The 22,713-nt window shown below is 70.6% G+C and carries 11 protein-coding genes and 1 pseudogene; 1 reads left to right on the top strand and 11 read right to left on the bottom strand.

Annotated elements, in window-relative coordinates; all coding sequences use genetic code 11:
- Positions 1–25: 25 nt before the first annotated feature.
- The 10 genes from ABIA38_RS39665 to ABIA38_RS39620 all read right to left on the bottom strand — a co-directional run bounded on the left by ABIA38_RS39665 (position 26) and on the right by ABIA38_RS39620 (position 13,496).
- A complete protein-coding gene (locus tag ABIA38_RS39665; protein ID WP_424643846.1) occupies positions 26–2,416 on the bottom strand; it encodes a vWA domain-containing protein in 2,391 nt (796 codons plus the stop codon).
- Between the two features lie 290 nt (positions 2,417–2,706).
- Positions 2,707–3,693: a pseudouridine synthase gene (locus tag ABIA38_RS39660; RefSeq protein ID WP_424643827.1), complete on the bottom strand. Its 987-nt coding sequence runs from the start codon at positions 3,691–3,693 to the stop codon at positions 2,707–2,709.
- Positions 3,693–4,316: an SMC-Scp complex subunit ScpB gene (scpB, locus tag ABIA38_RS39655; RefSeq protein WP_424643845.1), complete on the bottom strand. Its 624-nt coding sequence runs from the start codon at positions 4,314–4,316 to the stop codon at positions 3,693–3,695. The genes ABIA38_RS39660 and scpB overlap by 1 nt, the downstream gene beginning before the upstream one ends.
- Positions 4,317–4,459: 143 nt before the next feature.
- Positions 4,460–6,160, bottom strand: a complete 1,701-nt coding sequence (locus ABIA38_RS39650) for a segregation/condensation protein A (protein WP_424643826.1) — start codon at positions 6,158–6,160, stop codon at positions 4,460–4,462.
- Between the two features lie 133 nt (positions 6,161–6,293).
- A complete protein-coding gene (locus tag ABIA38_RS39645; protein WP_424643825.1) occupies positions 6,294–6,860 on the bottom strand; it encodes a hypothetical protein in 567 nt (188 codons plus the stop codon).
- A complete protein-coding gene (locus tag ABIA38_RS39640; protein ID WP_020555592.1) occupies positions 6,845–7,819 on the bottom strand; it encodes a ParA family protein in 975 nt (324 codons plus the stop codon). Before ABIA38_RS39640 ends, ABIA38_RS39645 begins: the two co-directional genes overlap by 16 nt.
- A 354-nt stretch (positions 7,820–8,173) precedes the next feature.
- Complete coding sequence (locus tag ABIA38_RS39635) at positions 8,174–9,049, bottom strand: tyrosine-type recombinase/integrase (RefSeq protein ID WP_424643824.1); 876 nt, start codon at positions 9,047–9,049, stop codon at positions 8,174–8,176.
- Between the two features lie 209 nt (positions 9,050–9,258).
- Entirely contained in the window at positions 9,259–10,377 is a 1,119-nt protein-coding gene (gene ald, locus ABIA38_RS39630) for an alanine dehydrogenase (RefSeq protein ID WP_424643823.1), read from the bottom strand.
- A gap of 200 nt (positions 10,378–10,577) precedes the next feature.
- The gene (locus ABIA38_RS39625; RefSeq protein ID WP_424643822.1) at positions 10,578–12,698 is read right to left on the bottom strand and encodes a tetratricopeptide repeat protein; all 2,121 of its coding nucleotides are present in this window, start codon (positions 12,696–12,698) and stop codon (positions 10,578–10,580) included.
- A 177-nt stretch (positions 12,699–12,875) separates the two neighbouring features.
- Positions 12,876–13,496 carry an NUDIX domain-containing protein gene (locus ABIA38_RS39620; RefSeq protein ID WP_424643844.1) on the bottom strand — a complete coding sequence of 207 codons (621 nt, stop codon included), beginning with the start codon at positions 13,494–13,496 and terminating at the stop codon, positions 12,876–12,878.
- A 282-nt stretch (positions 13,497–13,778) separates the two neighbouring features.
- Here ABIA38_RS39620 and ABIA38_RS39615 point away from each other — a divergent pair.
- Positions 13,779–14,225, top strand: a pseudogene (locus ABIA38_RS39615) (glutamine amidotransferase-related protein); the annotation flags it as partial.
- Positions 14,226–14,299: 74 nt separating this feature from the next.
- On the opposite strand, the gene ABIA38_RS39610 reads toward ABIA38_RS39615, so the two are convergent.
- Positions 14,300–22,498, bottom strand: coding sequence for an RHS repeat-associated core domain-containing protein (locus ABIA38_RS39610; RefSeq protein ID WP_424643821.1), 8,199 nt, complete (start codon positions 22,496–22,498; stop codon positions 14,300–14,302).
- Between the last annotated feature and the right edge of the window lie 215 nt (positions 22,499–22,713).

The following is a 22,713-nucleotide window of genomic DNA, read 5'->3' as shown; positions in this document are numbered from 1 at the left end:
GCGCCGGGCCGGCACTTTCGCGGTGCTAGGTGCGCGGTGGTCCGTAGCCGAACGGGGTGTCGTCGGGGCCCGAACCCGACCCCGGGCCCGACCCCGGGTCGGCGGCCGGTCCCGTGCCGTACGGGCCGTAGGGGTTGTCGGGCTGGTCGGATCCGTAGGCACCGTCGCCGTACGGCCGTGCGGGCGGAGTCGGCGGCCCGCCGGCGCCGTACGGGCTGTACGGATCGGCGGCACCGGCGCCCCCGTCCGACGCGCCTGCGGCCTGGACCCGGTCGTCGCCGAACCCGAGCGCGAGTCCGGGTTCGATCTCGGTGGGCCGGCCCATGTCCAGGTGCAGGTGTGCGCCGAGCGGGGTCTCCACGTCCAGAGTGCCGGTCGCGGCGGTCCGCCGCACGATCCACGAACTGCCGGGCTCGTGTTGGTAGAGCGGGACCAGCTGGGGCGGGAAGCCGGCCGTGTCGAGTCGGAACCACATCGCCTCGGCGCGCTCGTCCAGCGGCCTGGTCTCCACCCCGATCGGTTGCCCGTCGCGGTACAGGCGCAGCGTGATCGGTCCGATCCGGCGGGCCCGACCGCGCCGCTTGGCGAGGTAGCCGAGCACACCGACCACGAGCAGGAGCAGCACGACGGCGCCGATCACCACCCACAGATACCTGTCCCAAAAGCCGGGCGGCGGTTCGACGGTGATGGTGCGGGTGGTGTCGGCGAGCACCTTGTCGCCGTCGTCGGCGTCCACCACCCGGATCCGCCCGGTGTGGTCGCCCTTGGCGATCGAGTCGCCGAAGCTCAGCTTGAAGTCGAACGAGTCGGACCCGGCGCTCACCTTCTGCTCGCCGCCGTTGATCCTCAGCCCGACGTCCGCCGGGAAGTCGGCGATCACCCGCAGGGTGTGCGACCTGCCGTCGTTGACCTTCCACTGCACCGTGCCGCCGACGCTGCCGCCGGGTTCGATGGTGGTGTCGCCCCACTTGAGTTCGACGCCCACCGGCGCCGGCCCCCGGCCCAGGGTGACCTTCCTGCCCTCGCGGGTGCCGGCCACGCCGGGCGCGGTGACCGTCCCGGTGAAGGTCACCTCGCCGGTGGTCCCGCTCGGGATCTTGTAGTCGCTGTAGAACTCGCCCTTGTCACCGGCCTTGAGCGGGATGTCCGCCTTGAGCCCGTTGCCGTCGACGTGCCCGGAGACCACGACGCCCTTGAGCGCGCCCGGGTCGGTCAGGTTCTTCTCCCGGGTCTGTAGGAAGACGCTGAGCCGCACCGAATCGCCCGCGCTCGGTTGCGGCGGGTTGAGTTGCACGTACGACTTGACCACGCCCTGCCATACCGCGGCGGCGCTGACCGGCCCGGAGACCCCGGCGGGGGCCTTGAGGTGGATCCGCCAACCGCCCGCCGCCGGGTCGGTGATCCGCAACGTCTCGGTCCGCGAGCCCTGGCCGCGCCGCTCGGTACCGGGTGCGGTGTCGGCCTGCCTGCCGTCCGGGTCGAAGAAGGTGGTCTCGATCCGCTCGTCGGCCTTGTGTACCTGGATGACCACGTCGGTGGCGATCGCCGGGATCGTCACATGCAGATCGGCCTCGCCGTCGACGTCGGTCGAGTCGGTCTGGGTGACCCCGGCGCAGCGCGCGCTGCCGAACGCCTTGCGCAGAAACTGCACGACCTCGCCCGAGTCCTTGGCGGTAGCCGCCGCCGGCTTGTCCTCGGGACGCTGGGAACACGTCGACGGCGCCCCGCCACCCGCGATCCGGCTCAGCTGCTCGGCGTTGATCGCGCCGCCGAAACCCAGTGGCCAGATCTGTACGCCGGCCGCCCTGGCCTCGGCCAGCGCACCGGTGAGCGCCTTGTCCAGCTCGCCCGGGATGCGCGCGGCGTCGTTGCCGTAGCCCTCGCCGGGCTGCGCCTCCATCGCCCCGTCGGTGGTGATGAACAAGACCTTGGGCTGCTGCGCGGGCGCCGAGCGCAACATGCTCACGCCCTGCCGGATCGCCGCCGGGATGTCGGTGTTGTTCCCCTCCCGGTCGGTGCGTTTGTGCAGCCTGCCCGCGCAGCCGGCCACCGCCGGGTCGGCGACGGCGGTCATCGGGCAGACCACGTCGACCGCCGACGTGGCGCCGGCGCCGCTGCCGAAGCCGACCATGCCCACGCGCGAGTCGGGCGAGAGTTCGCCGATCGCGGCGAGCGCGGCGGCGTCCTTCTCCCGGTCCAGGTCGGGGACGCTGAGGCTGCCGGACTCGTCGACCAGGACCACGTAGGAGATCGGCTGCACCTTGAGATTGGCATCGCCCGCGGGCGGGTCGGCGGCCCGGGCCGCGCCCGGGAGCAGCGCAAGGGCGAGTCCGGCGAGGCCCAGTGCGGCGACCGGCCGTCGGGCACGCCGTGTGGAGGGCGCCGGCCGCGGCGCTCCCCGGCGGACAGGCAGCACCAAGGTGGCGTCCCCCCTGCTGTCGGCCCCGCGTACGCGAGGCACACCTCGGGTATCGGCAACGTTCTAGCAGCAACTCGGGGGGTTTCGGGCGCCGTTCGCGATCACTGGCACACGCCCGGTCCCGAACCGTTATTCGGCCAGGACCCGGACACCCCCGTGCGGGCTTCCACGATGCACCATGTCGCCGGCCTGCGGAACCGCATCGACCAGATCCGAACAACGGCCGCGACCGTTCCACTCGGAAGTGGAACGGTCGCGGCCGTCAAGGCAGTTGGCCGCCCGGATGGTTACAGGTCGACCTGGCGGAACAGCAGCCCGATCTCGTCGTTGGACAACCGGCGGGTGCGCCCCGGCTTCTGGTCGCCCAGCTGGATCGGCCCGAACTGGGTACGCACCAGCCGCTCGACCGGGAAGCCCAGCTCGGCCAGCATGCGCCGGACGATGTGCTTGCGGCCCTCGTGCAGCACCACCTCGACGAGGTAGTTGTTGCCGACGCTGTCCACGATCCGGAAGCTGTCCGCGCGCGCGACCCCGTCCTCCAGCTCGACGCCGGCCTTGAGCTGCTTGCCCAGGTCGCGCGGGATCGGGCCCTGGATCGAGGCGAGGTAGGTCTTGCGCACCTCGTACCGGGGGTGGGTCAGCCGGTTGGAGAGCTCACCGTGGTTGGTGAGCAGGATCAGGCCCTCGGTCTCGGTGTCGAGCCGGCCGACGTGGAACAGACGCTGCTCGAACTCGGTGATGTAGTCCGCGATGGTGAACCGGCCGTCCGGGTCGAACATGGTGGACACCACGCCGGTCGGCTTGTTGAACGCGATGTAGGTCTCGGCCGGGCGGGTCGGGATGCGCATCCCGTCGACCTTGATCTCCACCGTGTCCGGGTCCACCCGCTTGCCCTGCTCGGTGACCCGCTCGTCGTTGACCTGGACGCGGCCGGCCTCGATCAGGTTCTCGCAGTGCCGGCGGCTGCCGATGCCCGCGTCCGCCATCACCTTCTGCAGGCGGACGCCCTCCTGCTGCTCGCGCTCGTTGCGCTCGCTGGAGCGCATCGTGGTCGGCCGCCGGTCCGGGCGGCCGGTGCCCGTCGAGGGGCGGCGGTCCTTGCCGCCCGCGGCGCCCGACTTCGGCTGCCCACCCGCGCCGCCGCGACGGTTGTCGTCGGCGACCCGCCGGGGCTGCGGAGTGTTGCTGCCGCGCCCGGTGCCCCCGCGCTTGTTCACCGAGCGTCCGTTGCCTCGGTCGTTGCCGCCGGAGCCTTGCCTGTTGGTGGGTGCCATCAATCTTCCGTAGTCGTCTCGCCGTCGTCGGGGTAGGCGTGCACCGCCCCGGTATCCCTCCCAGTATCCCCGCTCCGCGCAAGCGGGGACGCCGCGCGGGTCGGGAACAGCTCCGCACCGCCCTCGCCCTCCGCCTCCAGGGCGTCCATCTCCGGCAGGAAGGGGGCCAATTCCGGCAACTCGTCCAGCGTGCGCAGGCCCATCCGCTCCAGGAAGAACTCGGTGGTGCGGTACAGGGTGGCCTGCGTCTCGTACTCGACGCCGTACTCCTCGACCAGACCGCGCGCGAGCAGCGTGCGCATCACTCCGTCGCAGTTGACCCCGCGCACCGCGGCGATCCGGCCCCGGCTGACCGGCTGGCGGTAGGCGACCACGGCGAGCGTCTCCAGGGCGGCCTGGGTCAGCTTGGACTGTTGCCCGTCCAGCACGAAGCGCTCGACCGCGGCGGCGTGCTCGGGCCGGCTGTAGAAGCGCCAGCCGCCGGCCACCTCGCGCAGGTCGAAGCCGCGACCCTGCGCGGTGTACTCCAGGGACAACGTGCGCAGCGTGGCGAGCACGTCGGCGAGCGGGTGGTCGAGCACCTCGGCGAGCAGGTGTTCGGACACCGGCTCCTGGACCACCATCAGGATGGCCTCCAGGGCGGCCGGGAGCGGGCTGTCCGACACCGGGAGGGTGGGCGGTGGGGTCTTGCCCGCGGCGGCCCGAGGCGGCGGCACGGCGGCCTCGTCCGGCGGCTCGACCCAATAGCCCTCGTGTCGCTCGTCGCTCACGCGTCCTCCTCCTCGCCGTGCGCGCGCACCACCGTGTCGAACTCGTCGAACTCGGCCCCCACCACCAACTCCTCGTCCGCACCGGCGGTCCACTTCACGTTGAGCTCGCCCAGTGCCTCGACCTGATCGAAGGCCACCGCCAGTTCGCGGAAGAGTTCGAGCAGGACCAGGAACCGGGCGATCACGTGCAGCGTGTCCGGGGCGTCGGCGGCCAGCTCGGCGAACGACGCGCTGCCCATCCGGCGCAGCCGCTCGACCACGATCGCCGCCTGCTCGCGCACGCTGACCCGCTGTACGTGGATGTGCTCGATCGAGACCACCTTGGGCGCCTTGGGCGTCATCGCCTTCGCCGCCATCCGGGCGAACCGCTCCAGGCTGGTGGTGATCACCACCTCCGGCAGCAGCCCCTGATAACGCGGCTCCAACGCGACGTCGCGCGGATATCGCCGCGATTCCTGCGCCCACCGATCCGCCAGGATCCCGGCGATCTGCTTGTACGCCCGATACTGCAACAGCCGCGCGAACAACACGTCCCGCGCCTCGAGCAGCGCCAGATCCTCCTCGTCCTCCACCTCGGCAACGGGCAGCAGCCGGGCGGTCTTGAGGTCGAGCAGGGTCGCCGCGATCAACAGGAACTCGGTCGCCTGCCCGAGATCCCAATCCGCCCCCCGAGCCCGGATATAGCCGATGAACTCTTCGGTGACCTGCGACAACGCCACCTCGGTGAGATCCAACTTGTGCTTGGCGATCAACCCGAGGAGGAGGTCGAAGGGCCCTTCGAAGTTATGCAGATTGACCCGAAACCCGCCGCCGCCGTCGGCTGGGAGCGCCACGGAGGCAACGGAACCGGGGGCGGCCGGGGCGGGCGCGGCGGGATCGGCAACGCGGGGCGGGTGCGGGTCGGCCTCCGGCGCCGGAGCGGGCGCGGCCGGAACGGGCGCGGCCGGAACGGCGACGCGGGCCCGGTGCGGGTCGGCCTCCGGCGCCGGGGCGGGCGCGGCCGGAACGGGCCCGGCGGGATCGGCAACGCGGGGCGGGTGCCAGCGCGGGTCCGCCTCCGGCGCGAGCGCGGCGGACACGGCGGCCGGGGCGTGGCCGGCCGAGGCCGATTCGGGGTCGCGGGCCGGCACCGGGCGCAAATCCGCTTCCGCGTCCGGCACAAGCGCGGCGGACACACCGGCCGAAGCCAGGCCGGGCGAAGCCGATTCAGGGACGCCGGCCGGCACCGGGCGCGAGTCCGGGTCGGTGGCTGCGGCAGACCCGACGGCCATGGCCGAATCGGGAACGCGGGCCGGGGCCGAACCCGGGTCCGGGTCGGCCGGCGGCGCGCACCCGGCGGCCGGGATCGGGTCGGCCGAGGCCGGCTCGGCGGCGTGCGCCGAGGTCGGGCGCGGGTCCGGCGCCGCGCCCGGTTCCGGGTCGGCCGGCGGGGTGGGGCCGACTACCCGGCCCTTGGCCGGCTGCGCAGCCGGGGGCGCGGTAGCCGACGCCGCCGGGGTCTCGGCCGGGTGCGCGCTGGCTGACGCCACCGGGGCCTCGGCCGGCTGCGCAGTAGCCGACCCGGCCGGGGCCTCGGCCTGCTGCGCAGCCGGGTGCGGCTCGTCCGCCGAGCCCCGCTCGCCCGGCGCGGCCGCCACGCGGGCCGGGCCGTGCCCGAGCGGGCGTCGGGTGGGGACGGAACCGTTGGTGTTGGACATCGTGCGCTCAATGGTGCGGGCCGCGACTGCGGGAAACGGCACGGACCCGCCGGGCGGTGGTCCGAATTGGGCCACTCAGGGGACCGGCGGGTCCGTCGAGACTTCACGACCCCGTGGGTCGCTCGAATGTCGCTTAAGAGCCACGCAGCCGACGGACGAGAATGCTCGCCTCGCCGCGCGCCTCCAGGTCCGCCAGGACCACCGCGACCGCCTCACGCACTATCCGACCGCGGTCCACGGCCAGGCCGTAGTCACCGCGCAGGCTGAGGCGCGCGTGTTCGAGGTCCATCAGTTCCTCGGCCGAGACGTAGACCGTGATCTTCTCGTCGTGTCGCTCGCGCCCGCTCGGTCGGCGCTGCGCACGGGTCCGCCGGTGTGCCGGACGCGCGTTGGGGTCCACGCCTGCGGCGGCGGCGGACATCGAGGACGCCCCCGACGGCGTGGGCGCCTCGCGGCGGCCCGGCATCGGGTGCTGGGCGGGACGCTGATCGGGTTCGCCGGCGACGCCGTCCGTACCGGACGACTCGTGCCGCTCGGCACTGTCGGGGTTGGCCCCGACCGGCGGCACCTGGGCCGGAACGGTGCCGCGCGACTCCGCCGAATCGCCGCCGGCGCTCTGCTGCTGCTGTTGCCGCAACATCGCGCCACCGGTGGTCCGGAAGAGTTCGTCGGCACCCGGGAGACTCACTCGGCGCGACACCGGGCGAGCACCTCCCTGGCCAGTTGGCGGTAGGCAGCCGCGCCCACCGAGTTGGAGGCGTACGTGGTGATCGGCTCGCCCGCGACGGTGGTCTCGGGGAACCTGACGGTCCGTCCGATCACCGTGTGGAAGACCTGGTCGCCGAACGCCTCGGTGACCCGGGCCAATACCTCGCGCCCATGCACCGTGCGAACGTCGTACATGGTCGCCAGGATGCCGTCGAGCACGAGGTCGGGGTTGAGCCGCTCGTGCACCTTCTCGATCGTCTCGGTCAGCAGCGCCACCCCGCGCAGTGCGAAGAACTCGCACTCCAGCGGCACGATGACGCTGTTCGCCGCGGTGAGCGCGTTGACCGTGAGCAGCCCGAGCGAGGGCTGGCAGTCGATGATGATGTAGTCGTAGTCGTTGACCAGCGGCCGGATCGCGCGCGAGAGCGTGGTCTCGCGGGCCACCTCGGTGACCAGCTGGACCTCCGCCGCCGACAAGTCGATGTTGCTGGGCAACAGGTCCATGCCGGGGATGATCGTCTTCAGCAGCACGTCGTCCGCGCTGAGATGACTTTCCATCAGCAGGTTGTAGACCGTGAGTTCGAGCTCCATGGGGTTGACGCCCAGGCCCACCGACAGCGCGCCCTGGGGGTCGAAGTCCACGAGCAGGACCCGTCGACCGTATTCGGCCAGCGCGGCACCCAGGTTGATGGTCGACGTGGTCTTGCCGACGCCGCCCTTCTGGTTGCACATCGCGATGATCTTCGCCGGACCGTGTTCGCTCACGGGCGCCGGAATCGGGAAGTACGGCAGGGCGCGGCCGGTCGGGCCGACCCGCTCGCGCCGCTGCGTGGCGGCGTCGGGGGCGAGGGTCGCGGCGTACTCCGGATCCGGTTCGTAGTCCGCGTCGGGGTCGAACGGCCCGCCACGCAGTTCCTCGGCGTAGCGCAACTCGTCGTCGTAGTAGTACATATCGTAGGCGTACTCGTGCGCGTCGGGACCATCGAGCCCGTCTTGCCCGGCCTGGCCGGCCGGGGCGGTCTGGCCCGCCTGGGCGGCGCTGTCCGTGCGCGTCCCCTGCTGGTCCTGTAGGCCGTCGGCGGGCCCGTAGGAAGAGGTAGTCGGCGCTGCACGGCCCGGCGCCGCCCCTGGCTGGGCACCCCCGGGAGCAAATGTCGACTCGTTCACAAGTCGTCTTACCTCCTTGCCGACCAGGTCATTTCTTGCTTCGTCAGCCTGAATCCTTGCCGACGGATCGCGACTCTATGGCGTTGCGGACGGTCGCAGCAAGGCGAACCGCCCGACGTATGCAACATGTGAGGCGATCTAGTCAAGCGCCCGAGGGTGGGATCCTGAGTACACCTGACGTGCTCGATCGGAGGTTTCGCGCACGTGGACCCGGGTCGTGGACACCGAGGAATGACCCAGGAGTTCCTGGACGACCCGGACATCGGCCCCACCGTCGAGCAAATGCGCGGCGAACGAACTGCGCAACATACGAGGGGAGATCCGGTCCGCGGGCGCCATCCGCGCGGCGGCCCCGGCGAGCACCGCCCACCCGCTCTGCCGTGACAATCTCCCGCCTCGCGCGTTGAGAAAGACGGCGGCGCCATCACCCCCGGAGGCGACCAGCCCGGGACGGGCGCGGATCAGGTACGCGTCGAGCGCGACCAAAGCGGACTGCGCCAACGGGACAACCCGCCCACCACCCAACCGAATCGTGCCGACGGCCAGGTCCACACCGGCCAGATCCGCCCCGACGGCCTCCGAAACCCGCGCCCCACCCGCGTACAACAGTTCGACCAAGGCCCGATCCCGCACCCCGAACGGCGCCGCACCCGCCGAGGCGGCGGCGAACAACGCCTCGACGCGCTGCACGGACAACACCGGGGCCCGCCGCACCGGCACCGACGGCACCGCGACGCCCCGAGTCACATCGACCGCGACCAACCCGCGCCGCACCGCGAACCGATGCAACCCCCGCACCGCGACCAGACACCGGGCCACCGAGGCCTCCGCGAGCCCCTGATCCCGCAAGTCCCGCACAAACCCGCCGACATCCACCCCCCGAACCGCACCGAGGTCGCGAACCCCGAGCCCCGCCAAATAAGAGAGGTAACGCGCCAGGTCCCCCCGATAGGCGAGCACGGTGTTCCGCGCCAACCCCAAACCGGCCAAATACTCCCCAACTACCGTATCCACGCCCCCATTCTCCCCAGCAAAACACCACATGCCGCACACCCACGTCATTGGGGGTGTACGGCATGCAATGTCCTACGGAAGCTCGGCTGCGGGTCCGACACCGAGCAGGCATCCATCAGCCCGTCCGGCGCCTGAAGACAACACAGCGCGTCCGCAACCCTCGGGCACCGACCGAGCAAACATCGACCCGTCCGGCGCCCGAGGACAAGTCAGGAACCCAGGATCTCCTCCAACGACACCGCCGGCAGGCCCAGCGCCTCGCCGACCGCGGCGTTGGTGAGCCGACCCTCGTGCGTCGACAGACCGAGCGCCAGCGCCCGGTCCGCCTTCGCCGCGTCCCGCCACCCGCGGTTGGCGAGCTGCACGATGTACGGCAGCGTCGCGTTGGTCAGCGCGTACGTAGAGGTGTGCGGCACCGCGCCCGGCATGTTCGCGACGCAGTAGAAGATCGAGTTGTGCACCTTGTACACCGGGTCGTCGTGCGTCGTCGCGTGCGAGTCCTCGAAGCACCCGCCCTGGTCGATCGCGATGTCGACCAGCACCGAACCCGGCTTCATCCGGGACACCAGCTCGTTGGTGATCAGCTTCGGCGCCTTCGCCCCGGGGATCAGCACCGCGCCGATCACCAGGTCCGCGTCGAGCACGGCCTTCTCGATCTCGTACGAGTTCGAGGCGACGGTCTGCAGGTGACCCTGGTAGATCCGGTCCGCGTCGCGCAGCGCCTGGATGTTCCGGTCCAGCAGCAGCACCTCGGCCTGCATGCCGAGCGCGATCGCCGCGGCGTTCATCCCCGACACACCCGCGCCGATCACCACGACCTTCGCCGCGTAGACCCCGGACACGCCGCCCATCAGGGTGCCGCGCCCGCCGCCCTGCGCCATCAGGTGGTACGAGCCGACCTGCGGCGCGAGCCGCCCGGCCACCTCGGACATCGGCGCGAGCAGCGGCAGCGCGCCGCTGGGCAGCTGCACCGTCTCGTACGCGATCGACGTGGTCCCCGCGTTCAGCAGGGCCTCCGTGCACTCGCGGCCCGCGGCCAGGTGCAGGTAGGTGAAGAGCGTCTGGTTCTTGCGCAGGCGCCCGAACTCCGAGGCGATCGGCTCCTTGACCTTCAGGATCAGATCGCCGGTCGCCCAGACGTCGTCCGCCGTGGCGAGGATGGTCGCCCCCGCGGCCACGTACTCCTCGTTCGGGATGGACGAGCCGACACCGGCGTCGTGCTCGATGAAGACCTCGTGACCGTTGCGCACGAGCTCGTGCACGCCGGCGGGCGTGATCGCCACGCGGTATTCGTGGTTCTTGACCTCGCGGGGGATACCGACCTTCACGGCTATCAAGTCCTGTCGACAGAGGGTTGGGCACCAGCGAGTCCAGGCATGCGAATGCACGCCGTACCTCGCGGTGTTCCTAGCTTAATGCGGTTCTAACGCCCCGCCAACCTTACAAAGTGGCAGTGAGGGGTCTACCGCTTGTCTATTTCGTAGGTTGCGCCCGGGATCATGGACGAAAGCGAGTACCCGCAGGGGTGCTATTCGTCACCCAGGAAGCGACGAACCTCGTCCGCCTCGGGCGCGCCCGCGTCCACGAGCAGAGCCAACGCCTGCCGACGGCGCGAGCGGGCGTCCCGCACGTCGCCGGATTCCAGCGCCAGCTCGGCGCTCTGCAACAGCGCGAGGGCCTCGAGTCGCTCGTCGCCCGCCGCGCGGAACGCCTCCATCGCGTCCCGGTAGACCGCGAGCGCCTCCTGCGCCCGCCCCGCCTCACCGAGTACGGCCGCGATATCCGTCAGCACCCGCCCGATGTCGGCCGGATCGCCGATCCGCCGACGCACCCCGAGCGCGGCGCGGTGATCGCGTACCGACTGCTCGAACCGCCCCATCCGCGCATGCAGCCGCCCGAGGTGGGAGAGCACCCGGGCCTGCCCGGCCGCGTCGCCGATCGTGCGGCGCAGCAGCAGCGACCGGTCGTACCAGTCGGCGGCCCGTTGCAGATCGCCCAGGTCGGCGTAGGCATTGCCCAGGTTGACCATCGCCCGCCCCTCGCCGGCCGGATCGCCCAACCCGCGCGAGACCTCCAACGCCGCCCGATAACAGGACAGCGCCTCCTCCAGCTCCTCCCGGGCCACATGCAGATTGCCCAGATTCAGCAGCGCGACCGCCTCCTGCCGGCCCGACCCGGCCCGCCGCGCGGTGGTCAGCGCCAACTCGTGCAGCTCACGCACATCGCTCCAGTGCGCCCGCCGATCCAACAACCGGGTGAGCACCGACACCAGCCGCCGAGTCGCCGCGTCCAACCCGGCCGCCGCCGCCACCCGCGCCGCGGCCAACAGCTCGGGCCGCTCGTCGCGCAGCCAGGCCCGCGCCTCGTCGGCGGTCTCGAACCGCACGTCGGCCGCCGGATCCGGACCGTCCACCCCGACGATGATCCGCTCCGCCGACCGGGCCAGCCGGACATACCGGTCCAACAGGCGCACCCGCGCGTTGCGCCGCTCGCCGGGCCGCTCCTCCGCGTCCAGGCGCTCCTGTACATAGCCGCGCACCAAGTCGTGAAAGCGGAACCGCCCCGGCACCGAGCCCTGCTCCAGCAGATGCAGCTCACGCAGCTCGATCAACGACCGGGTAGCCGCGTCCGGACCGCAGTCCGCCAACGCCGCCGCCGCGTCCGCCCCGAACTCGCGCCCCGGCACCAGCGCCAACAACCGCAACAGCCGAGCCGCCGAGGGCACCAGCTCCCGGTGGATCAACGAAAAACACGCCCGTACCGCGAGGTCGTCCCCGGCCTGCTCGTGCAGCCGCAACCGCTCGGCCCGCAACCGCCGCCCGACATCGGCCATCGCGTACCGCGGCCGAGCCCGCAGCCACGCCCCGGCCATCCGCAACGCCGCCGGATGGAAGTCGCACAGCGCGGCCAGGTCGTCGGCGGCCCGCGGATCGCAGGCCACCCGGGTATGCCCGGCCAGATTGCCGAGCAACTCCGCCGAGGCCCGCGCGTCCAACATGTCGAGCGCACACGTGCGCACCGCGGCGGCCCGCCCCAGGCCGGTGAGCGGGGACACCGTGGTCAAGACCACGAGCGCGGTCGGCGACTCCGGAAGCAACGGCCGCAACTGCGCCGTCCCGGTCACGTCCTCCAGCAGAATCAGGAAACTCTTGCCGTCCAAATGCTCCCGAAAGAGCCGGATCCGCTCCTCGTGCGCGGCCGGTATGACCACCGTGCCCAGCGCGTACAACAACGATTCCAGCACATCGCCGGGCGGGATCAACTCGCCGCGCGGCCCGGTGAGCCGGGCGTACAACCGCCCATCCGGAAAATGCGGCGCGAGCCGATGCGCGAGCCGCACCGCGAACTCGGTCCGCCCCACTCCCACCGGCCCGGTGATCGCCACCACCCGGTCCCGAGGCAACCACACGGTGCGGCCGGCGCCCTGCTGCTCGGGGTCGGCGGGGGCAAGCTGCGCGGGGATCGCCTGACCGGGTCCGGTCACCCACGTATAAAGGGTGTCGAGTTCGTCGGCACGCCCGACGAAGTCGGGTCCGCCGGGCGGCAGTTGGTCCACGATCGCGGGCAACACCTCGACCGGCGCGCGCATTCCGGGAACCAGCGCCTCGGCCGTGGCGCACCCGACACCGGACTCCCCGGTCACACCCACCGCAGCCGCCCCCTGTCCCACCCGCTGCCGACCCGAAGGCCCCGGTTGCCCCCACCCTCACGAGCCGCGACCGCACCCAGCCCGCAGGCTAGCCACCCGCACCCGGCCACGAGGCCCGACGCGCCAACCCCGAGGCGCTGATTCGGCAGGGGCGGGCACCAATATCCCAGTCGCCGATCAATACGGCCGCGCGGCCCACGGCGCGTCCGCCGCCCGGAGCGCGGCCAACCCGTCCCCGGCCAACGCGGCCGAGAGCGCCAACGCCCCCGAAACCAGAATCGGGTTGTGCAACCGCCCCGCCAGGATCGACCCGATCGCCTCGTCGAGCGGCAGCCAGGCCAACTCCATCCCGACCTCTTCGTGCTCCACCGCGAACCGCTCGGCCGTCGACTCGGCCAACCCACGCGCCAGGAACACCCGAATCGCCTCGTCCGAAGACCCGGGCGTCGTATAAATATCCACGAGCACATTCCAGGTCTCGGCCTCGTAGTGGGCCTCCTCGAACAACTCCCGCCGAGCCGCGTGCAACGGGTTCTCCCCCGGCACGTCGAGCAGCCCGGCCGGCACCTCCCAAAGCTTGTGCCGCACCGGATGCCGATACTGCCGCAGCACCAACAACCGCCCGGCCTCGTCCAGCGCCACCACGCCCACCGACCCGGGATGATCGAGGTAATCCCGCCGAGCGCTGCTCCCATCCGGCATCTCGACCAGATCACTGCGCATCGACCAGACCCGCCCCTTGAACGGCGTCTCGCTCTCCGCCACGGGCCACGCCTCGGCCGCATCCACGATCCCCACCCGAGTACCCGGCTCGTCCACGCCCGCTCCCCTCCACCCGACCGCCGGCCGAATACCGCCGCCCAGGCCGATCAGCCTAGTGCTCCGGGGCTGCGCCACCGGTATGCGACAACGGCGAAGCGCCCACTACCCGGTGCGGAAAGGCATCCGGGCTCTGAGCTGATGCGCGGCCCCCGTCCTGACCATCGACACCGCGAGACATCTCCTCCTGTAGACCGCATGCGGACCTGAAGCCGCAGCGAGCAGAAGACGCCCGCGGGGCGAGCCGAGATCCAGGGTCGGATGGCCGACCAACTCGACATCGTCGCGGGCCAGGGCGACCTGGGCGGCACGATGCGGCTCGGCCTGTACACCGCGGACCTGGCCGAGGGCACGATCGCGCGCGAGGTCTACGGCGCAACGCAGTCCGAGGAACGACACCGGCACCGCTACGAGGTCAACAACGCCTACCGCGCCCAACTGGAGGAGACCGGCCTGGTCTTCTCCGGCCTGTCGCCCGACGGCCGATTGGTCGAGTACGTCGAACTCCCGCGCGAACAACACCCGTACTTCATCGCCACCCAGGCCCACCCGGAACTCAAATCCCGCCCCACCCGCCCACACCCCCCGGGCGGGTGGCCTTTTCTTACTCCCACCAGAAGTCGATATCCCTGTGCAGCCGAGCTCGGAAGCAATCCGAGTGCGCATAAAGAACTTGGTTGGCATCGCCGATCAGAAAGCCGACCCTGATTCGCATTGCCAACGGGTCTTCCGCGCTCCGAATTACGCCGTAACAGAAACAGCATGTCGGATCAGAATTCATTTCAACCATTCGGGTGATACCACCTTCCATCATTCAACCGCTTCTGGTACGACGACTCCGTCAGATTTCGAAAACTGGTGATCGGCCCACCGTCTTCGAACCTCCGGATGACAGCATCATATTTTCCATGCGCAGCCCGCCTGAGATAGACCCTCGCAAGACTTCCCCCGCTCCCTTGCCAGAGAACTTGATCCGCGTTGGCGACAAGGTCCTGGATGTCAGTCTCAGTCATTTGGTCGTCGCCGGATGCCAATACTCCGTGGATATCTCGGCTGCCGATGTGGTTGCCGCCACCAGTGTCGTCCTCGCCGTAGGCGGCAGGGATATCTTTAAGGATGATGTCGTCGCCGATGCCGTTGCACATGCACGATTCGGCATGACCCGGCATATGGCCGCCGCAGTTGTGAACAAGAACTGGAGCAGACCCCGCGAGCACATGGTACGTGTGGTCGATATCGACCGTGAGGTCATATGTGCGCTGCCGATGGTGGAATGTGCGGACCGCGTCGACCTGCACCCAGGTGCCTTGCGAGGTTTGCAGCCAGCGGCCCGGCGCGAGGTTGCCGGCGTGGACCCATTGCTTCAGGTCCGGGGCCCAGAATGGGTGGTTGGTGGTGGCGGTGAGGGAGGCGTTGCCCTGGTCGGTTTTGACGGTGATGTCGGCGAAGTCTTTGTCGTTTTCGGTGGTGAAGGTCTTGAGAACTTCGCGGGGTGTGGATCGGCCGCTTGCCGGGTCGGTGGCGAGTACCTTGTCGCCCGGCTTGATGTCCTGGATGGGTTTGTGGGTGCCGTCGGCGAGGAGGACTCGGGTGTCGGTGGGGAAGCTGTGGCAGGCCGGGTCGGGGTTGCCGCAGGCCGCGCCGGCGCCGGTGGTGCTCTTGCAGGGTTCGAGTCGGGTGTTGGGGTCGGCGGGGGAGCTCGGGGGGTCGGCGGTCCGGCATGCCTGGATGGCGTCGGTGGGGTCGAAGTTGCCGGTGCAGCGGCCGAGGGAGTGTGGGCGTGCGGAGCCGGTGCCGATGCCGTCGCCGCAGGCGCTGATCGGGCCGCCGGCGCCGCAGGATCCGCTCGGTGGGGCCTGTATGGGCAAGGCCGGGGCGGTCGCGGTTCTCGGGGTCGGGTTGACGGCGACGTGGACGCCGTGCTTCAGGTCGATGAGCGGCTGGGCGACCGTGCGCCACCAGTGCTGCTTGGCCCACCCTGTGCCGGCCCAGGTCTCGGTGCCGTCGGACCAGCGGTTCCACTGGTGGACGACGGTGAGCCGGTACCAGTCGGTGCGGGTGTAGGCGAACGTCGAGTCGAACCACTTGGTGACGGTCGAGACCGTGTTCGAGGTCCGGCCCGTGTAGCTGCCGACCACGCTCGGCGCCGCGGGCGGTGTGGGGGTGGCGTCGACCGGTTTTTCCTGGCTCTTCGGCCCCTTTGGCCCGGTGTCGCCACCGGGTGCCTGCTGCGGGAGCGGATCGCGCCGGCGGCCGTCCTCCACCGGCGTGCCCGTACCGTCCGCGTTGATCACGACGTACAGCGCGATGCCACCCACGACGACCAAGACGACCGCGCCGATGACCAGTTCCTCCGGTAGCGCGATCGCCTCGACCGCGCCGCCGAGTCCGCGTATCGCGAACCGCACACCGTTGCGGAACGCGGCGCTCTTCACGACCCGGGCCGCCTGGCGGCCCGCGCTCACCGCTCCCGAGGCCACACCACCGCCGGCCGATCGCGCGAGTTGCTCGGTCTCGCGGCCCACCGCGTTGACCAGCTCCCGGGCGTGCACGTTGTGCAGCGCCGCCGAGGCCAAGTGGCCCACGTCTTCGAGGTCGAAGCCCAGGTCGATGCCCCAGAAGTGGCCGCTGGGATCCCACCTGCTGGTCGGGTTGCCCTCGGCGTAGGTGTAGCGGTTGGTCGACGCCGCACCGACGAAGGGGACGGACGCCGTGTCGCCCGACGCGAACGAACCCGTCTTCGGGTCGTACCAACGGGCCTGCGCCTGGACCCGCCCGGTGCTCTCGTCGGTCCACGAGCCCTGGAAGCCGAGTGGCGCCAGGACCCCGGTCGACGCAGTGACCCGGCCGAACGCGTCGAACGCGCGCGACCCGCTGACCGCGCCGGTGGTGCTGTCCGTGAGCGCCACGACATCGTGGTGCGCGTTGGCCAGCACGCCGTACGTCGCGGCGGCGCCCGGGTCCGCGGCGGCCGACTTCGGCAGGCCGCCGCCCGAGCCGGCGGCGAACGTCACGTCGGGGGCGCCGTTGCGCGCGCCCAGTACGGTGCTGCCCGCCCGGGAGAACCACCATTGACCGTCGGTGGCCGGCTCCTTGTCGAATCCGGTGTAGCCGAAGGTGTGCCCCGACCCGGCGGCCGTGTTCTTCTCGCTTGTCAATCGATCGAACGCGTCATAGGTGTAGGCGGACGTGCCGTCGCCGATCAGTCGGGCGAACGCGTCGAAGGTCTGGTTGGTGGTGACAACGGGTTTGCCGACGGTGCGGTTCGTGGTCGAGGCGAGCGTGCCGGTGGGCCGCCACGTGTAGTCGGTGGTGCCGCCGGCGGGGTCGGTCGCCCGGGTGATGCGGTTGCGCTCGTCGTAGCTGAAGCTGCTGCCGCCGGTGGCGACATGCTTGTCCGGGGTCCCCTCCCACTTCGTGGCGGCGGTGCGGTTGCCGACCGCGTCCCAGGTGTAGTCGGTGCCGGTCCCCGCTGCCGGGTCGTAGTCGCTGGTCAGTCGACCGGCGAAGTCGTAGGTGTAGTCCTGTGACTTGGTGCCGGCGAGCGCTCCCTCGGTCTTGCTGCCGACCAGATTGCCCTGCAGGTCCCAGCGAAACGACTGCTTGGCGGTGACCCCACCCGCCGGGTCGCGCACGGTGTCGCTGTCGAGTCGACCGGCCTGGTCGTACGTGTAGGCGCGCGTGGCCAACGGCTTGATCCCGCGCTTCTGTTCCTCCCCGGTCGTGCGGCCCGCCGCGTCGTGCGTGTAGGTGCGCTGGATGCCGGACATGGTGTCGCTCACGGTCGCCAGGTCGGACCTGTCGTAGCTCCAGCCCACGCCGTCCACGGCCGACGGCCCGACCCGGTTGGTCACCCGGCCGTCGTCGTCGTAGGCGTAGACGGTGCGCCCGATCACCGGACCACTCGCCGTGGTGAGCAACCCGCGGTCGTCGTACTCGTACAGCGTCGTGGTGTTGCCGCTGCGGCTTCCGGTGACGCGACCGGCCGCGTCGTAGCTGAAGGTGCGTTCCGCCGCCCGGTCGGCTCCGGTGCCGCTGTCGCGCACGGTACGGCCGAGCCGGTCGTACTCGAACTTGCGGACCACCCCGCCCGGTTCGACAGCGGTGGTGGTGCGCCCCGCCGCGTCGTAGGACGTGTTCCACGTACGATCGGCCGGCGCCGGTTGCGCGGCGGTGGCAGGTTCGGTGCGGGTGCTCGGCAGGTCCCACGCGTTGTACGCGGTGTAGGTCGAGTGCGCGAGCGGGTCGGTGGTGCGGACCCGGTTGCCCACCGGGTCGTACCCGAACGTGGTGGTCTGGCCGGGCACGGTCGGGTCGGCGACGCCCTCGCGCAGCGAGGTGAGGCGACTCTCGGCGTCGTACTCCAGGTACCGCGAGGTCCAGCCGATGCTCCCGCCGCGCAGGACATTCAGGCGGGTGACGTTGCCCACCGCGTCGCGCGTGTATTCCTCGGCGCCGATCGACGACCCGTCCGCGCCGGTGTCGACGACCGAGGACACCGTCCCGTCGAAGTCCAACCGGCTCTCGCGGGAGCGTCCCACCGGATCGACGGTCTTCGTCAACCGGCCGACGGGGTCGTACTCGTACCTCGTCGAACCGTGTCCGGCCACGGTCTCGGTCAACCTGTCGCCGGCGGCGTTGTAGGTGTAGCGGGTGGACTGGGTCTTGGTCGGAGAGGTGACCTCGAGAAGCCGGCCGAGGTCGTCGTAGCGATAGCCGGTGACGAACTGCTTGACCTGCCCGCCGAATCCGCGCTGGGTGACGGCGGAGGTCAGCATGCGATCCATGCCGTCGTATGTCCACAACTGCTGTGCGCCCAGCGAATCGCGCTGCGAGAGCACATTGCCCGCATCGTCGCGAACGGTCGTCACCACATACGGATCCGCCTTGTCCGCGGCCGGGGGCAGGGTGACCCGAAACGGGCGGTTGCGGTTGTCGTACTCGGTCCGGGTGACCTGGCCGGACCGGTCCTGATACGCGGTCGGATTGCCTGCGTCGTCGTACCACCAGGATTCGGACGGCGACACCGTCGACCCGTCCGGGTTGGTGACCTGCGGGTGGACGATCTTGATACGTCGGCCTCGCACGTCGTAGACGGTGGTGGTCACCCGGCCGAGGGCGTCCCGGGTGTGGGTGAGTTCGCCGAAGGTGTTGTAGCCGCGGGTGTCCACTGGGCGTTCCGAGCGCGTGGGACCGCCGGCACCGTCCTCGACCGGGATCGGCGGCCCGGTGATGGTGCTCACCCGGCCGAGGACGTCGTAGGTCTGATCGGTGGTGAATCGCGCGTCGGGCGGATCGGTCGAGCCGATCGGCGGAGTGCCACGCGGATCCGTGGTCGACAACACCCGGCCCGCCGTGTCCCGCCGGAACGAGGTGAGCAAACCCGGATCCGCCGGCGCCCGCTTGGACCGCGTCGCGGTGGCGGTCAGTCGGCCGCGCGCGTCGTAGATGTGGGTGCTGCGGTCGACCTCGTCACGGCCGTCCGAGCGGGCGGTCCGGAGCAGCGTCCCGGCCTTGCTGTAGGCGGTCGTGGTGACCCGGTTGACGCCACCCGGGTCGATGGTCGTGGCGATGTTGCGGTTTGCGTCGTCGTACCCGAGCGCCGTCACCAGTTTGGTGTCTCCGCCGCCCTTGACGTCGGTGAGTACGTTGCCGGCCCGGTCGTAGGTGAGGGTGCGCAGTGGTATGTCCCGGGACTGATTGGTCACCGGGTCGTGATAGACCGTGAGGGTCTCGGTCAGGCGCAGGTCGTCGGTCGTATAGCCGTAGGTGACCCAGCGGTTCATCGAGTCGCCCAGGAAGGTCAGTCGCCCGACCGGGTCGTACGCGCGCGCCTCGATCCGTACGGGACGTTCGGTGCGCGTGCCCGGCTCCGTGTACTGGCGCAGCCATGTCTCGGACAGCCTGCCGAACGAGTCGTAGGTGAAGGAGTAGGTGTTGGTGTTCGGCTCCATGCTGGTGAGCACTTCGCCCATCGGCCCGTAGGTGGTGTATCCGACGGTCTGCCCGTCCCGCAGTTCCTCCGTCCGACGGCCCCGCACGTCGTACTTGTAGGCGGTGACGCGGGCCACGTCGCCCCCGGACGCGTAGGGCGTGAGGTCGGTGTCGCGGCGCTCGGTCAGGTTGCCGTCGCCGTCGTAGAGGTTGCGGACGTGCCTTTGGTGGCGAACTCCGGAGATCGGGTTGGTGACGGCGGCGTCGGTGACCGTCGCGACCCGGCCGACGGCGTCGTAGGTGTAGGTGGTCTCGACGCCGTCGACGACGCGGCGCACCGCCTGGCCCAGATCGTCGTAGAAGGCGTCGGTGACCTGACCGCTCGGCGAGATGGCACGAGTCTGATCGCCGAACCGGTTGTACTCGTAGCGTGTCACCCGCCCGTCCGGGTCGGTGACACTGCGCACCAGGCCGCATGGTTGCAGCGAAGCCAGGGGCGCCCCGGGGTCGTTCACCACGAGTGGGCGAGGCTCGGGGTTCACGCAGGTGTAGGTGCGTCTGGTGACGCCGCCGTCCGCAGCCGTGCTCGACTCCACCAGGCCGACGAACTCGTTTCCGGAGTCGGCGGTTTCGTAGCTGTACGAGGTCTTGTGACCGTTCGCGTCCTGGGTTCCGACCAGCCGGCCGTTCCATGGGTCGTTGGGCAGCCCGAGGTGGTAGACGAGGTGTGTGTTGACGATCGTGTTGGCGTCGCGGTACGTGTTGTGGTCGGTGGCGCGCCCGTTGCCCCAGTAGGTCTCGGTGACGTTGCCGTTCTCGTCCAACGTGGACGACGGCCGGCCGAAGGCGTCGTATCCCCAGACCTTGGTCGTGGACGGGGTCGGGTTCTCCCCGGTCCACCGATACCAGAGCGAGGCTCTGGCATCGAATTCGTACTGGGTGACGAGCCCGTTCGGTGCGTGTACCTTGACGACCAATGCGCCGTTGGCCGATCGGCCCGGGCCGCGTACATAGGTCCACGCCGCGCCGTCGGCGAACTTCACCAAGCCGACGTAGTCGCCGGTGTAGAAGATTTCGGTCCCGATGCCCGGCCGGGTTCCTTCCACGTACACCATGCGGGCGATGCTGTCGGGGGGTTGGGCGTACCCGTATCGGTAGGAGTGGCACCAGTTGGTCGCCTCACAGGTGCCGGCGAGGTAGCCGTTCTGGTAGCTGTAGGTCTGCCAACGGGCGCTCCCGACGCCGTTGGGGCCGGTGGCCACCCAGCCGATGCCGCCGTCGACCCAACCGAAGTACAGCGTGCGCGACCACGACTCGAAGCCCTCGCGGATCGAGGCGGGCCGGCCCTGCGTGTCGTAGGTCAGGAACTGGGCCTGGCCGCTCGCGCCGACGATCGTGGTGAGCCTGCCGTTGGCGTTGAAGAGGTATCTGGTGCCGTCCTCCATCCGCACCTCGTTCGGGCCGGAGACTTCGGCGCCGCTGCCTTCGCCATATGCCGCGACGTATCCCCCGTCCGGGTTGTGGCCGTAGCGGACCCGGCGGCCGTCGGCGTAGGTGATCAGCACCGAACCGTCGGCCTCGGTGGCGGACCGCATGTCCAGTACGGACGACCAGCCTTGGCCGAACACCCCGCGTGTCGGGTTGGCGCTGTTGTAGATCCGCTCGATCTGTAGCGGCAGTCCGCGCCCGGGAATCGCCATGTCGATCTCACGACGGGTGTAGTTGCCGCGGAACAGGCCGACGCCGGCCGCGTCGACCGAGGTGGGGTCGACGCCGAGGCGACCGAGCCCCTCGACGGGTTGCACGATGGTGGTCAGGCTTGCCTGTCCGCTCCACGGGGTGGTCGCGGCGGCGTCCCGGACCCGCACACGCCAGCGGTATGTGGTGTTCCACAGGATCCAGCCCGATGGCGGGGTCCAATGATGGGACATCGAGAAACTCTGCGTGGGTGTGCCGACGCGCAGCCAGCCGCTGTCCCGACATTGCGGCTGCGGCCCGCTCGATCCGCCCTGCGCGCACAGTTCGTACTCGATGTCGATCGGTTGGGTGTCGTCGCCGAATACGCCGATGTAGAACGAGGTGTCCAGGGTGGACTGGGTGCTCCCGTCGGTCGGCGTGTAGGCGCGGGCCGAGGGGGGTTGGTGGGGCAGGTTGATGTCCCAGGTCACTCCCGGCACACCGTGTTCGGTGAACCACGAGCCTCCATCGAGCAGATCCCACACGATCTTGAAAGCTCCGGCGGGCAACTGCTCCACCACGGTGCTCATCTGGAGCCAGTGCCCGGGCTCCAAGGTGATCGGCAGCGGGGTGGAGAGGCCGACCAAGTTGTAGATCGTTCCGTTGGGCCGGTAGACGTGGTAGGAGAGCCGGATTGGCGAGTCGGCGGGCCAGGTGAAGTTCGAGTCGTTGGTGATGGTCACCCACGCGTAGCCGCGTTGGGCGTAGGTCGGGTCCACCGTGAACGCCGAAGGACTCGCGTACTGCGCGCCGTAGACCTTGTCCGCGGCGATCGCACCGGTGCGTGGGGCTGCGGCTTCGGTCGGCCGTGAGACCTTCCCCGGTGCCGGTGCCTTCTCCTGAGCGGGGTCGGCGCGTGGCAGGTCCGCGTTGGCGCCGTCCTTCGCGAGCGGCAACTCGGCCAGTCGCGGCCCCTTCTCGACGCGAGGCGGACGCGCGATGTCGAGGTGATCGGGGTTGGGCGTGTCCACCACCGCGCCGCGACGCTCCAGCGCACTCTCGTTGGCCCGCAGCGCGTCGCTCATCGCCACCGGAGCCGACGGGGGCGCCGGCGGGCTCTCCCGTTCCGCGACCGACCGCTTGAGCCGCTCGCGCGCCTCGTACAGGGCTTCGCCCGGCTTGGCCTCGGTCCGGGTGTTCGGCAGCGGCGGCGGCGCGGTCGGCGCGACCGAGACCACGCCCGGTGGCAACGCACCGGATCGGGAGGGCGTGGACCGATCGTCGGCGGTCGCGGCCCACGACGACAGCAGTCCCGACAACAGGGCCGGAATCACGACCCCGACCAACCCCACACGTGCACGAATCACCATCGCCGGCCCCCCACGAGCCACGGCGGAAGCCGCGATCCCGGATCCCGGGTCCGGGCATCGCGACGTCCGGTCCTCCCCGGACCCCACACGCCGCAAGCGACGCGGTTTCGATCCTGGGGACCTGGCACCAACAAGCGCCATGGTTGGCGAAGGGCTTCATCCCACGTTTCCCCGACGGTCGCCGCACGGTCGGGAACACTGCGGACATCACGGGA

This window comes from Embleya sp. AB8, assembly GCF_049739465.1.
In the GTDB taxonomy this organism is placed as follows: Bacteria; Actinomycetota; Actinomycetes; order Streptomycetales; family Streptomycetaceae; genus Embleya.
The sequence above is the reverse complement of the archived record's forward strand: the minus strand, read 5'-3'. Positions and strand labels throughout refer to the sequence as shown.

Excerpts from the sequence above, each read along its gene's own strand:
- ABIA38_RS39660 (WP_424643827.1), bottom strand. The coding sequence starts at position 3,693 with ATGGCACCCACCAACAGGCAAGGCTCCGGCGGCAACGACCGAGGCAAC.
- scpB (WP_424643845.1), bottom strand. The coding sequence starts at position 4,316 with ATGGTGGTCCAGGAGCCGGTGTCCGAACACCTGCTCGCCGAGGTGCTC.
- ABIA38_RS39650 (WP_424643826.1), bottom strand. The coding sequence starts at position 6,160 with ATGTCCAACACCAACGGTTCCGTCCCCACCCGACGCCCGCTCGGGCAC.
- ABIA38_RS39640 (WP_020555592.1), bottom strand. The coding sequence starts at position 7,819 with ATGTACTACTACGACGACGAGTTGCGCTACGCCGAGGAACTGCGTGGC.
- ABIA38_RS39610 (WP_424643821.1), bottom strand. The coding sequence starts at position 22,498 with ATGGTGATTCGTGCACGTGTGGGGTTGGTCGGGGTCGTGATTCCGGCC.